This window comes from Nocardiopsis prasina DSM 43845, assembly GCF_000341265.1.
In the GTDB taxonomy this organism is placed as follows: domain Bacteria; phylum Actinomycetota; class Actinomycetes; order Streptosporangiales; family Streptosporangiaceae; genus Nocardiopsis; species Nocardiopsis prasina.
Genome location: NZ_ANAE01000079.1, coordinates 94,876 through 106,599, shown reverse-complemented (window position 1 = coordinate 106,599; position 11,724 = coordinate 94,876). Strand labels below are relative to the sequence as shown.

The 11,724-nt window shown below is 71.0% G+C and carries 8 protein-coding genes; 2 read left to right on the top strand and 6 right to left on the bottom strand.

Features of this window, described 5'->3' with window-relative positions:
* Positions 1–99 precede the first annotated feature (99 nt).
* Positions 100–627 (top strand): pyridoxamine 5'-phosphate oxidase family protein, encoded by a 528-nt coding sequence (locus D452_RS0104095; RefSeq protein ID WP_040693084.1) that lies wholly within the window; start codon positions 100–102, stop codon positions 625–627.
* A 94-nt stretch (positions 628–721) separates the two neighbouring features.
* On the opposite strand, the gene tmk is transcribed toward D452_RS0104095, so the two are convergent.
* The 3 genes from tmk to D452_RS0104080 form a co-directional block, all read right to left on the bottom strand.
* Positions 722–2,830 (bottom strand): dTMP kinase, encoded by a 2,109-nt coding sequence (gene tmk, locus D452_RS0104090; protein WP_017542880.1) that lies wholly within the window; start codon positions 2,828–2,830, stop codon positions 722–724.
* A gap of 278 nt (positions 2,831–3,108) precedes the next feature.
* Complete coding sequence (gene topA, locus D452_RS0104085) at positions 3,109–5,955, bottom strand: type I DNA topoisomerase (RefSeq protein WP_017542879.1); 2,847 nt, start codon at positions 5,953–5,955, stop codon at positions 3,109–3,111.
* Between the two features lie 716 nt (positions 5,956–6,671).
* Positions 6,672–7,979, bottom strand: coding sequence for a hypothetical protein (locus tag D452_RS0104080; RefSeq protein ID WP_017542878.1), 1,308 nt, complete (start codon positions 7,977–7,979; stop codon positions 6,672–6,674).
* 75 nt (positions 7,980–8,054) lie between these two features.
* Between D452_RS0104080 and D452_RS30630 the strand changes: the two genes are divergently transcribed.
* Positions 8,055–8,228 carry a hypothetical protein gene (locus D452_RS30630; protein ID WP_160167867.1) on the top strand — a complete coding sequence of 58 codons (174 nt, stop codon included), beginning with the start codon at positions 8,055–8,057 and terminating at the stop codon, positions 8,226–8,228.
* An 82-nt stretch (positions 8,229–8,310) separates the two neighbouring features.
* Here the strand turns inward: D452_RS30630 and D452_RS27665 are convergent, their stop codons facing one another.
* From D452_RS27665 to D452_RS0104060, 3 genes are all read right to left on the bottom strand, one after another.
* A complete protein-coding gene (locus tag D452_RS27665) occupies positions 8,311–8,985 on the bottom strand; it encodes a chaplin family protein (RefSeq protein WP_017542877.1) in 675 nt (224 codons plus the stop codon).
* A gap of 158 nt (positions 8,986–9,143) precedes the next feature.
* On the bottom strand, positions 9,144–10,166 hold the full coding sequence (locus D452_RS0104065) for a hypothetical protein (RefSeq protein WP_026128952.1): 1,023 nt from the start codon (positions 10,164–10,166) through the stop codon (positions 9,144–9,146).
* 208 nt (positions 10,167–10,374) lie between these two features.
* Positions 10,375–11,697 (bottom strand): M20/M25/M40 family metallo-hydrolase, encoded by a 1,323-nt coding sequence (locus tag D452_RS0104060; RefSeq protein ID WP_017542875.1) that lies wholly within the window; start codon positions 11,695–11,697, stop codon positions 10,375–10,377.
* Positions 11,698–11,724 lie beyond the last annotated feature (27 nt).

The window sequence follows — 11,724 nt, the reverse complement described above, 5'->3', positions numbered from 1 at the left end:
GCGCCCCCACCGGAGAGCACGCCGATCACCGACGAGGTGCACCGATGACTTCGCCTCACTCGGCGAGTCTGTTCTCGTGAGAGGAAGAAGGTGGTCAACGTGAACGCATCCGCTCCCGCGCCCCTGGCCGAGGCCTGCCCGGAGTTCAGCAGCCCCGGCGCCGGACCGATCCCCTGGGAACGGACCCGCGCCGTCCTGGCCGAGGCGCCCCTGTACTGGGTGACGACCGTACGCCCCGACGGCCGCCCCCACGCGACCCCCCTGCTGGGCGTGTGGACGGACGGAGCCGCGTACTTCTGCACCGGGAGGGAGGAACGCAAGGCCCTCAACCTGGCCGCGAACCCGCACTGCGCCATGAGCACGGGCGACAACGCGCTGGAGGGCGGCCCGGACGTGGTCGTCGAGGGCACCGGCGCACCGGTGGACGACCCGGCCGCGTTGGACCGGATCGCCTGCGCCTACGAGGAGAAGTACGGCCCCGCCGTCACCACCGAGGGCGGCACCTGGTCCGGGCTCCCCGACGCGGTGCGCGGATCCCGGGTCCTGGTCGTCCGGGTCACCCCGGTGAAGGCCCTCGCCTTCGGCAAGGCACCCGTGTTCAGCCAGACCCGGTACACGTTCCCCTGAGTCCCGGGCCGGCACCCGCCCCGCGCACGGTAGCCCCGGACAGCGAAGGGCCCCTCCCGCCAGGGCAGGGGCCCCACACACTCGCGAACCGGTCCTACTCGGGGCGGATCACCGGGATCATGCCCGTGACCGCCTCGGAGCTGGAGTCGATCGGGTCGGGCAGCAGCGGACGCATCCGGCGCTGGATCTCCCGGGTGATCTTCTCCTGCGGCTCCCGGGCGTCGAGCACCAGGTAGCGGTCCGGATCCCGCTCGGCCAGCTCACGGAAGCCCTTGCGGACCCGCGTGTGGAACTCCACCGACTCCGACTCGATCCGGTCGGCCGGCCCGCCCAGACGCGACAGCCCGTCCTCGGGGCGCACGTCCAGCAGCACCGTCAGGTCCGGGACCAGGTCCTGGGTGGCCCACGAACTGATCCGGCCGACGTCGTCGACCTCCAGGTCGCGCCCGGCGCCCTGGTAGGCGAGCAGCGAGTCGACGTAGCGGTCGCTGATCACCACGGCGCCCCGGCGCAGCGCGGGCAGGATCTCCTGCTCCACGTGGTCGGCCTTGTCCGCCGCGTAGAGCAGTACCTCGGCGCGGTTGGTGATGTGCGAGTTCTCGCGGTCGAGCAGGATGCCGCGCAGGCGCATGCCGAGCTTGGTGGCGCCCGGCTGGCGGGTGCCCACCACCTCGAAGCCCTGGTCGCGCAGCCACACCGTCAGCTCACGCACCTGGGTGGACTTGCCCGCGCCCTCGCCGCCCTCCAGGACGATGAAGGCGCCGGTGATCCGCGCGTCCTCCTCCTCGTCGGCGGTGGGCGTGATCCCGCGCAGCGCCGCGAAGAGTTCGGGGAGCAGACCGGGCCCGGCCTCCGGGTCGTCCCGGTTGACCTGCTGGTAGGCGACGATCGCCCCGACGACGGCGAGCAGGCCGCCCGCCATCAGGACCAGACCGCTGCCGTGCAGGTTGTAGCTGAGCGGGCCACCGAGCGGGATCACGTGATCCCCCGCGAAACCGGCGGCCAGCGGGGCCAGGACGGCGCCCGCGAGCAGGGCCAGCCTGCCCGTGCCGTGCAGGAGGGCGAACGCGGTGCCCCGCTGCTCCTCCTCGACCTCCACGCCGACCAGGGACGTTCCGGTCACCCAAGCCAGACCGGCACCCGTCCCCAGGACCAGCGCCAGGACGGCGGAGAGCACCATGTCGCCGATGGCCCCGGTGAAGAGCAGGGCCAGGGCCGCCAGGACGACGGCCAGACCGAGCAGGCGGCGCCTGCTGAACTGCTTGAGGACGCGCGGACCGGAGACGATCCCCAGTCCCAGGCCCAGGAAGAGCGCGGCGACCAGGACACCGAAACCGGCGTTGCCCGCGCCGAGGTTCTCCACGTGCGCCCGGCCCACACCGACCACCAGACCGCCAGCGGCGGCCGTGACGGCCAGCCCGACGACCACGCCCCGCACGAGCGAACCGCCGCCGACCGCGGCGCGGCCGGAGAGAACCGCGTGCAGGACGTTCGCGTCCCGGTTGGGGCTCAGCGACGCCTTGGAGACCGCGTGCTTGGGCAGCGGCAGCCCCGCGACGACGATCGCGGCGACGAAGAACGTGAGGGCGTTCAGGTAGAGGGCTACGTCCGCCTCGGGGTTGGCCATGGACGGCACGAGCGCGCCCAGCAGGTTGCTGACCGAGGCCAGAACCGCGAACAGCAGGGCCGCGACCGGGGCGGCGCCGTAGGTCGCCAGAAGGGTCAGCTTGTTGGCCTGACCGAGCATCCGTTTGGGGACGAGGGTCGGGATGGTGGCGTCCCGTGCCGGGGTCCACAGGAGGGCGACGATCTCCGCGAGCAGGCTGGCGATCAGCAGCCACTGCAACGTGAAACCGGAGGACAGCAGGCCGACCACGGGGATCGACACGTAGAGGAGGCCCCGCAGGACGTCGCCGCCGACCATCGTCCACCGCCGGTCCAGACGGTCCGCGACGGCCCCGGCGAGGGGGCTGAGCAGGACCGCGGGGGCGAGTTTGATGGCGACGACGCCGCTGACGGCGAGGTACTGGACAAGGGGGGAGCCGTCCGCGGTGAAGATGGCCGCGAGGGACACCAACGCCAGCAGGCTCAGCCAGTCACCCAGGCTGGAGAGTGAAAGCGAGATCCACAGCCTTCTGAAGGGTGTGATCGCGAGGACGTTCTGCGCCTCGGCCGGCGCTCCCAGGGGTGCAGATCTGCTCATAGCGCTCAAGATTATCGATGAGGGGGATAGGAACTGACAGGCGTGCTCGCCTGTCCAGGTAATTCGGGGGGAACGTTCGGGGTTCACACACGTTTCAGTGTCCCAATCCGTCACGCACAGCGTAGTACGGAAGATCATCCCCGAACAGGGCCCCGCGTCGCGTATCCGTCACGTCTCCTCCGGGGCCCCACGCGCCCCAGGGAACCGCACGCCCGCCGGAGAACCGCGCGCCCGGGCGTCCCCCGTGAGGGAACACCCGGGCGCGCGGTCGGGACCGGTCAGGACTCGTCCGTGGTCCTCTTGGCCGTCGTCTTCGGCTCGCCGGTCTTCTTGACCGCGGGCTTCTTCGCCGCCGCCTTCTTGACCGTGGTGGTCGCGGTCTTCTTCGCGGCGGGCTTCTTCGCCGGGGCCTTCTTGGCGGCGGGCTTCTTGGCCGGCGCCTTCTTCTTCGCGGGGGCCTTGGCCCGACGCTCGGCCAGCAGCTCCGCGGCCCGCTCGTCGGTGATCGACTCGACCTCGTCCCCCTTGCGCAGGGAGGCGTTGATCTCCCCGTCGGTGACGTAGGGACCGAACCGACCGTCCTTGATCACCATCTTGGCGCCCGACTCCGGGTCCTCACCGAGCTCGCGCAGGGGCGGGGCCGCCGCCCGGCGACCGCGCTGCTTGGGCTGGGCGAAGATCGCCTGGGCCTCCTCCAGCGTGACCGTGAACATCTGCTCCTCGGTCTCCAGGGAGCGGCTGTCGGTGCCCTTCTTCAGGTACGGGCCGAAGCGGCCGTTCTGGGCCGTGACGTCCTCGCCGTCGAGCTGTCCCACCACGCGGGGCAGGGACAGCAGGCGCAGCGCGTCCTCCAGGGTGACCGTGTCCAGGTCCATGTCCTTGAGCAGCGAGCTCGTGCGCGGCTTGACCTTGGCGGCCTTCTTCGCCTTGGGCTTGGCCTCGCCCTCGGGCTCCTCCGGCTCCGGGATGACCTCGGTGACGTAGGGGCCGTACCGCCCCGACTTGGCCACGATCATGCGGCCGGTCTCCGGGTCCGTGCCGAGCTCGCGGTCGCCGCTGGGCTGGGCGAAGAGCTCCTCGGCCTTCTCCTCGGTCAGCTCGTCCGGGGCCAGGTCCTCCGGGACGTTCACGCGGACGCCCTCGCGGTCCAGGTAGGGGCCGTAACGCCCCACCCGCAGCACGATGTCGGTGCCGGGCAGCGGGAGGGAGCTGACCTCCTTGGGGTCGATGTCGGAGAGGTGGTCGCCCACCAGCTCCTTGAGCCCCGTCTCCTGGTTGCCCTGGGCGTCCTCGCCACCGAAGTAGAACCGTCGCAGCCACGGCAGGCTCTCGGCCTCGCCCCGGGCGATGTCGTCGAGGCTGTCCTCCAGGCGGGCGGTGAACTCGTAGTCCACCAGGTTCCCGAAGTGGCGCTCCAGCAACTGCACCACGGCGAAGGCCAGGAAGGACGGCACGAGCGCCGTGCCCTTCTTGAACACGTAGCCGCGGTCCAGGATGGTGCCGATGATCGAGGCGTAGGTGGAGGGGCGGCCGATCTCCCGCTCCTCCAGCTCCTTGACCAGGGTCGCCTCGGTGTAGCGCGCGGGCGGCCGGGTGCTGTGCCCCTCGGCCTCCAGGCTCTGCGCCTTGACCGGGTCGTCCTCGGACATCGCGGGCAGGCGGCGCTCACGGTCGTCGAGGTCGGCGGCCGGGTCGTCGGAGCCCTCCACGTAGGCCTTCAGGAAGCCGTGGAAGGTGATGACCTTGCCGCTGGCGGAGAACTCGGCGACCTCACCGTTGGAGGAGGTCCCCTCGATCCGCACGGACACGGACTCGCCGACCGCGTCCTTCATCTGGGAGGCGACGGTGCGCTTCCAGATGAGGTCGTACAGGCGCAGCTCGGGACCGGACAGCGGGGTCTCGTTGGGGGTGCGGAAGGTTTCACCGGCGGGGCGGATGGCCTCGTGGGCCTCCTGCGCGTTCTTGACCTTCTTGGCGTACACGCGCGGCTTGTCCGGCAGGTAGTCGCCGCCGTACAGGCGCCGCACCTGGTTGCGGGCGGCGTTGATCGCGCTGTCCGACAGCGTGGTGCTGTCGGTACGCATGTAGGTGATGTATCCGTTCTCATACAGCCGCTGGGCGACCTGCATGGTCTGCTTCGCGGACAGGTTGAGCTTGCGGGAGGCCTCCTGCTGGAGGGTGGTCGTACGGAAGGGCGCGTACGGCGAGCGGCGGTAGGGCTTGCGCTCCACCGACTTCACCGCGAAACCGGCCCCGGCCAGGCGCTCGGCCAGCCCGCGGGCGGTGGCCTCGTCCATCTGGCGCACGTCGCGGTCGGAGCGGATGGTGCCCTGGGGGGTGAAGTCGCGCCCGGAGGCGATCCGCTTCCCGTCCACGGAGGAGAGCGTCGCCGGGAACGTGGCGGGACCGTCGGGGACCCCGGCCTCCGTGGCGTCGAAGAGCGCCTTGAGGTCCCAGTACTCGGCGGAGGTGAACGCCATGCGCTCGCGTTCGCGCTCGACCACCAGACGGGTGGCGACGGACTGCACGCGGCCCGCCGAGAGCTTCGGCATGACCTTCTTCCACAGCACGGGGGAGACCTCGTAGCCGTAGAGGCGGTCGAGGATGCGGCGTGTCTCCTGGGCACTGACCAGGCGGGTGTTCAGGTCGCGCGTGTTGTTCGCGGCGTGCTGGATGGCGTCCTTGGTGATCTCGTTGAAGACCATCCGGCGGACGGGGATCCTGGGCTTGAGTTCCTCGCGCAGGTGCCAGGCGATGGCCTCGCCCTCGCGGTCCTCATCTGTGGCCAGCAGGAGTTCGTCGGCGTCCGCCATCAGCTCCTTGAGCTTCTTGACGTGCGCCTTCTTGTCGGAGTTGACGACATAGAGCGGTTCGAAGTCGCTGTCCACGTCCACACCGAGCCGCGCCCAGGGCTGCCCCCGGTACTTGGTGGGGATCTCCGCGGCCTTGGTGGGCAGGTCACGGATGTGACCGATACTGGACTCCACGACGTAGCCGCGCCCCAGGTAACCGGCGATGGTCTTCGCCTTGGCTGGTGACTCGACGATGACGAGGGCGGTACCCGCCCCCTGGCTTGCGTTGTCCTTCGAGCCGTTCTTGCCGGCGCTGCCCTTCGTGGGTGGCACGCTGATTCCCCTACGTCTAGCCTTACGTGTTCTGTCGGCCGCGGTCCTTCGGGTCCCGTGGGAACCGACAGTAACCGAACTACGGGCTCTCCCCCGTCGGTGAGCGGGCCGGGCCCCTCATTGGGGGCTCACCCTCCACGGACGTCGGGCCCTCTCCCACCGGCACCCGCAGAATAAGCGCAACCCGAGCCGGTACCGGCCCGTAACCTGCGCTACCGGCCGTGGCGCCGCTCTCCCCCGAACCATTTCCTGCTCGGGAGAGCACCCGGAACACCCCATGAAAGTGACTTGCATCACACTTCAGGGCGTCAGGGTGTCTCCGCCTCCAGAATGCGGCGAGTCCTCCCGGATATTCCCGGGAGGACTCGGCTCACGTCCTGAGCTCGGCGGTCGTCACCCCCACCCTCCCGCAGTCCACCGCGTTCCATAACGGAACGGGAGCGCGGAGGCGACTCACCACCACTTCACTTCGGACGCGCACGGCACCTCACTCGGTACCGGTCGCGGGGACACTGTCCCGCCCCACCGCCGCCGCCGTGCCGGGGAGTTCCGGCTTCCCGCAGTCCACCGCGTTCCATAACGGAACGGGAGGCCGCACTCCCCTGGTCCGGCGGGTGGCCGTGAACGGGCACACCCCCCACTCAGGTCCTGCGGACCTCGTCCGGAGGAACGCCCGAAGGCGTCCGCCGCACGGATCCCGGAACCCGTTCTGTCAGCTACAGGCCGATACCGGCGGCGCCCAGCAGGTCGCCGACCGGGTCGACGGCCGGGATCTCGGAGGGCGCGGGCAGCTCGGAGGCGCGCTCCGGGGCGTGCTCCTGCACCGACTGCGCGGCGGTCTCGCTCAGGTCGTAGCCGACGGGCAGCATCTCGGAGACGGGCACCTCGGGCAGCTGGTCGACGACCGGGACGCTGCTCAGGGCCGAGGACTGCGGCTCGGTCTCCGCGCTCTGGTGCACGACCTTGGAGTCGGCGTCGGTGGCGCTGGCGCCCGCGACACCCGCGACGGCGGCCACGGCGTTGCCCGCGACGTTCACCGGGACGTCAGCGTCGGCGACCAGCTGGTTGCCGCCGAGCACGGAGCCGTTGCCGGAGGTCGCGATGTCGCGCTGGGCCTCCTTGACGACCGCGTCGCTGTCAGTGGCGGCCGCCCCCGCGACACCGCCGACCGCACCGATCGCGTTGCCCGCGACGTTCACGGGGACGTCCAGGTCCACGACGGCCTGGTTGCCACCGAGCACGGAGCCGTTGCCGGAGGTGGCGATCGACTGGTGCTCACGGACCGGGGCGGACTGACGCAGGATGCCCGCGTCGATGCCGGAGGTGTCAGGCAGGATCTGCGCGTTGCTCACGGCCTCGCTGACCAGGTCGGTCGCGGTGATCGGAGCGGACTGGTGCTCGACGCCGGGGGCCTCGTGGCTCTGACGGACGATCGCGTCCGCGTCCGTGGCCGCCGCACCCGCGACGCCGCCGACGGCGCCGATCGCGTTGCCGGAGACGTTCACGGGGATGTCCAGGTCGCCGACGATCTGGTTGCCGCCGATGAGGGAGCCGTTGCCGGAGGTGGCGATGTCGGGCTCGCCGTGCTTGTGGCCGTGCTTGTGGCCGTGCCCGTGCTCGAGGACCTTGGAGTCGCTGCCGGTGCTGGCCGCACCGGCGACGCCGCCGACGGCGCCGATCGCGTTGCCGGTGACGTTGACGGGGATGTCACCGTCAACGACCAGCTGGTTGCCGCCGAGGATCGAGCCGTTGCCCGAGGTGTGCACCTCGTTGTGGTGGTGGTCGATCACCTTGGCGTCGGAACCCGTGCTGGAGGCACCGGCGATACCGGCGACGGCGCCCACGGCGTTGCCGGTCAGGTTGACGGGGACGTCCGCGTCGACGACGGCCTGGTTGCCGCCGAGAACCGAGCCGTTGCCGCTGGTGGCGACATCGCTGTCGGCGAAGGCCACGCCGGTGCCCAGAGCAACGAAGCCGGCCGCCATGAGCACGGACTTCGCGGAGGTGCTGGCCCACTTACGCATGTGGGAAGTCCTTTCAAGAGAACGAGTTGATGAGAAGGTGTCGTGTGCGGGCCACAGGCCGTTCCACACTCCTGGGTGGAGTGCGGGCCTTCGGCCGAGGCGCCGGGGATCATCCGGTGGGCTCCGCACCTGGGCGGTGCGTTGTCTGCCGGGCTGGTGGGTGTGGGCGGCGTCCGTCTGCGCTGGCTGCGTGCGGACGTCCACACCCCGTCGATCAGCTCCGCCCTGGTGGGGCGGCGGCTGACGTGAACCCCGAGCACATGGCCTCGGCCGGTGCTGCGGGACTCGCGTCAACCCCCGGGCCCCTGAGGGGCCCGGGAAGCTGATCAGGTCAGGCCCTGGCCCTGCGGCGCTTGCCGAAGAGCAGGAGGCCGGCGCCCGCGGCGACCGTGAGGACCGCCGCGGCGAGCAGCGCGGCGATGCCGCTCTGGTCGGCGCCGGTAACCGCGAGACGCTGCTCGTCGGCGGCCGGAGCTGCGGGTGAGGCGGAGTCGGCGGGCCGCTCGGGGGTCCCCGGGGTGCCGGGCGAGGGCTCCTCGGACGGGGACGGCTCGTCCCCCTCCTGCTCCTCCTCGCGGTCCTGCTCCCCGGGCTCTTCGGGGGTCTCCACGACGGGGTCCTGATCGTCGGGGTTCTCCTCGTGCTTGTCCTCCTCCGGCTCCCCGGGCTTGCCGGGCTCAACCGGGTCGCCGGGCTCACCGGGCTCTCCGGGCTTGCCGGGCTCTCCGGGCTCGTGGCCGTCGTAGCCGGGGTGCGGGTTCTTCGGCTTGCCGACCTCGGTCACGCTGGCGTCACCGTCGGTGCAGTTGGCACCGGCGACACCGAGGACCGCGATGGCGTTCCCGCAGAGGTTGATCGGAACGTCGCCGTCGACGACGAGCTGGTTGCCTCCGCCGATCGACCCGTTACCGCTGGTCGTGGTGTCGGCGTGGGCGATGCCGCTGGCGGCGACGAAGAATCCGGTCGCCACGAGGGCGGCGAAGCGGAGGTGGGTTGACTGGGTCATCGGCTGTCCTTTGGTCGACGAGGAGATTTCACTGCTACTCGTGGTGACCGCGGACGGAGTTCCCGGCTGTGGAGCCTTGGGAAGAGAGCACGCCCACCGGGAATCGGCAGGGCGGCTGTGCGCAGGGCGCACGGACCGGCCGCGGTCTGGGAGCGCGGCTAGTCGGGAGAGTAGGAGGGGTCGTCCGCGGCGTCGCGAACAACCAGGGTGGGGTCGCCGGGAAGGGCGACCCGCTGGGCCCGAAGCGCCATGTGACCGGCGCGGGCCATGAGGAAACCAGCGGCACCGGGTGCCGGGAAGGACGGGGCGGAGGCACCGGTGGTGTCCGGCCCGACCTGGTGGTGGGAGCCACCGCCGATGAGGCGGATGCGCTCGGCGGAGTCGTCGTCGGAGGCCGTGTCACCGGCGTTCTCCGCGACCTCGTTGGCCACACGCCACGAGGTCTGGGCGACGTGGGCGGCGACCTCGTCCTTGACGCGGGCCACCCGCTCCTCACGCTCACGCTCCGCGCGTTCCCGCTCCTCGGCGTCGGAACGCTCGGCGGTGGGCGCGGAGACGGCGGGCTCCTCGTCGGAGCCCAGGATCGGCAGTCCGAGGGGACCACCGGAATCGGTCACGGAGTCGATACCGCTCCGCCCGACCGTGTCGTTCAGGCTCGTGGCCACACTGTCGACCAGTGCGGACTCGCGAAGCGACTCGTCCGTGGAGTCGACGACACCCTGGCTGGTACGCGCGACCCCGGCGACGAGGCCGGTGGCCCCTCGCGCGGTGTCGTCGACGGCCTGCCCGGTTTCGTGGACGACCGCGCCGACAGAGCTCTCCTCCAGCGCCGCACCCGTCTCCCGGAGCGCGTTCCCCGGAAGGGAGGACGCCTGCGGAACGACGCTGCCGGCGAGGGCCTCGGTGGACGAGGCGGCCCGGCTTGCGGTGTCGGAGAGTCCGGAGTCCCGGAGCTCCTCGGCGGCCTGACCGGTGCGGTCAGTGATCTCGCCGACGCCCAGGACGTCCCCGCCGAGCCCGCCGGACTGGGAGGCGGTCTCGCTGTGCGCGACACCCACTCCCCCGGCCAGCCAGGCGACGGCGACGATGCCGGACAGGAGCAGCAACCGAGCGTAGGCACCACGGGCGTTGCGAGCAGCGCGACTGGAGGAAACCAGCCACCCTCGGCTCGCGAGCACCATGGATGCCCCTTCGTGTCGTTACTACTGGACGGTCCCGTGCGGCGACGCCGCAGACGGTCGCACCGCGAAGCCCCGGAAAACGGAGGCCTCGCTGAACTGAAAGCAACACTAGCATCACCGTGAGTGACCATGGGCGAAAAAAAGAACCGCGCCGAGAACTTCCCGACGCGGTCCACCCGGCCCGTCCCCCTATGGGGGAAATAGCCGGTCAGCTCATGCCGACGAACCGGTCCAGCACCCGCACGCCGAACTGGAGACCGTCCACCGGGACGCGCTCGTCGACCCCGTGGAACATGCCCGCGAAGTCCAGCTCCGGCGGGAGCTTCAGCGGGGAGAAGCCGTAGTTGCGCACGCCCAGGCGGGAGAAGCTCTTGGCGTCCGTGCCGCCCGACAGGCAGTAGGGCACGGCCTTGGCGCCCGGGTCCTCGGCCAGCAGGGACTCCGACATGGCGTTCACCAGTCCGCCGTCGAAGGAGGTCTCCACCGCGGGCAGGTGGTGGATGAAGTCGCGGCTGACCTTCGGGCCGAGCAGTTCGTCGATCTTCGCGAAGTACTCGTCCTCGGTCCCGGGCAGGAAGCGCCCGTCGACCTGGGCGGTGGCCTCACCCGGGATGACGTTGGCCTTGTAGCCGCCGCCGAGCACCGTGGGGTTGAGGGTGTTGCGCAGGGTGGCGCCGATCATCTTGGCGATGGGACCCAGCCGGGCCACCGTGGCGTCCACGTCCCTCTCGTCGAAGGGGATCCCGAACTCCTCGCAGATCTCCTCCAGGAAGGTCCGCACAGTCGGGGTGAGCTGCACAGGGAACTCGTGCTGTCCGAGACGGGCGACGGCCGCCGCCAGCTCGGTGACGGCGTTGTCCCGGTTGGTCATCGAACCGTGCCCGGCGGTGCCGCGCGCGGTCAGCTTCATCCACGCGATGCCCTTCTCCGCCGTTTCCACCAGGTAGAGGCGCCGGTTCTCGTTGACCGTGAAGGAGAAGCCGCCCACCTCGCTGATCGCGGAGTCGCAGTCCGCGAACAGTTCGGGGTGCTCGTCCACCAGGTACTGGGCGCCCCAGGTGCCACCCGCCTCCTCGTCCGCGAGGAAGGCCAGCACGATGTCGCGCGGGGGCCTGCGCCCCTCGCGCAGCCGCTGGCGCAGCATCGCCAGGACCATCGCGTTCATGTTCTTCATGTCGACGGCGCCGCGACCCCACACGCAGCCGTCGGCGACCTCACCTGCGAAGGGGTGGTGGGTCCAGTCCTCGGGGGCGGCCGGGACGACGTCCAGGTGACCGTGGATGAGCAGCGGCGGACGCGAGGAGTCCTCACCGGCGATCCGGGCCACCACGTTGCTGCGCCCGGGGTGCTTCTCGTAGATCCGCGACTCCACCCCGACCTCGTCGAGCCTGGTCGCCACGTACTCCGCGGCCTTGCGCTCCCCCGGCCCGGAGTGGTCACCGTAGTTGGAGGTGTCGAACTCGATGAGCTCACGGCACAGGTCGACGACCTCGACCTCGCCCGCGCTCGGTTCCTTGCCTGGTTCCGCCATCTGGCTCTCCCGTCTCCGGCCGCACCT

Excerpts from the sequence above, each read along its gene's own strand:
- tmk (WP_017542880.1), bottom strand. The coding sequence starts at position 2,830 with ATGAGCAGATCTGCACCCCTGGGAGCGCCGGCCGAGGCGCAGAACGTC.
- D452_RS0104080 (WP_017542878.1), bottom strand. The coding sequence starts at position 7,979 with ATGCGTAAGTGGGCCAGCACCTCCGCGAAGTCCGTGCTCATGGCGGCC.
- D452_RS27665 (WP_017542877.1), bottom strand. The coding sequence starts at position 8,985 with ATGACCCAGTCAACCCACCTCCGCTTCGCCGCCCTCGTGGCGACCGGA.
- D452_RS0104065 (WP_026128952.1), bottom strand. The coding sequence starts at position 10,166 with ATGGTGCTCGCGAGCCGAGGGTGGCTGGTTTCCTCCAGTCGCGCTGCT.
- D452_RS0104060 (WP_017542875.1), bottom strand. The coding sequence starts at position 11,697 with ATGGCGGAACCAGGCAAGGAACCGAGCGCGGGCGAGGTCGAGGTCGTC.